Origin of the sequence: Photorhabdus sp. CRCIA-P01, assembly GCF_003545805.1 — a bacterium.
GTDB classification, from domain to species: Bacteria; Pseudomonadota; Gammaproteobacteria; order Enterobacterales; family Enterobacteriaceae; genus Photorhabdus; species Photorhabdus antumapuensis.
This window is the reverse complement of the sequence record NZ_NMQR01000191.1, coordinates 1-1,012: the sequence shown is the minus strand read 5'-3', so window position 1 is coordinate 1,012 and position 1,012 is coordinate 1. Positions and strand designations below refer to the sequence as shown.

The window sequence follows — 1,012 nt, the reverse complement described above, 5'->3', positions numbered from 1 at the left end:
ACCGCCGATACCTTGCAGCATCGGGGACGCATTCGTGCCGACGGGGATGTTGCCATCAAAGCGAAAGCCTTGTCTTTAGAGGGGGGAAATGTCAACGCCGGGCACCAGGTCCTGCTACAGGGCGAGAACAGTTTTACGATGCGTGGCGCGGATATCTCCGGTCTTAACATGACCTTGATTTCCAACAGTTATAGTACGGCTGTTTTACCCGGCGGCAGTGACACGCCGAAAGGCACACCGGCATTATCCCTGATTTCTGCGGTTAATACGCTGCGTATTCTGTCTAAACGCGGATTATCTCTTTCAGATACGTTAATTAGCCGGGCAAAAAATATCTTTGTGGCGAGTAATGAATGGATTGATATTAATCAGCATTTGGCAGCGGATGAAAATATTGATCTTCACGCGGGTGGCGGGATAAATCTGGCGGGCATTGCCCTGACCGCCGGGAAAGATATTAGCCTCACCAGTGGTGACTCGCTTTATGTCGGTCACGTCACCGCCGGAAACAATGTAACCCTGATTGCCGGCCGCGATATAGCGGAGACCACCTTATCGGCCGCAGGAACGGCCGCCGTCGCCCAAAATAGCCCCGCGTTGTATTCAGCCGACGGAAAAGATACCCCGGTGACTTCCGCACTGATTGACCTTGCGTTAGGCCATGCCCCCCAGTTGGCAATCAATATCCCAGAAATAGCCGGTGGCATACCCGGGATTCAACTGGCGGATAAACGAGCGCGAATTGCCGTGAAAAATAACCTGCCGGTTATTCATATTGCGGCGCCTAATTCCCGCGGGGTTTCACATAACCGTTATCGGGAGTTTAATGTCGGGGCTTTAGGGCTGGTGTTCAATAATGCGACCGCTGCGACCCCATCCGTCCTGGCGGGACAAATTGGGGCAAACCCTCACTTCAACGGTCAATCGGCTGAGTTGATTATTAATGAAGTGGTGGGGACGGTTGCCTCAAATTTACAGGGCCTGCTGGAAGTGGCAGGGCAAAAAGCCGCGG

The 1,012-nt window shown here is 53.2% G+C and carries 1 protein-coding gene; it reads left to right on the top strand.

Features of this window, described 5'->3' with window-relative positions; genetic code table 11:
* Positions 1-1,012 (top strand): two-partner secretion domain-containing protein (locus tag D3222_RS24745; protein WP_118988370.1); only part of this gene is annotated, 1,012 nt, incomplete at both ends.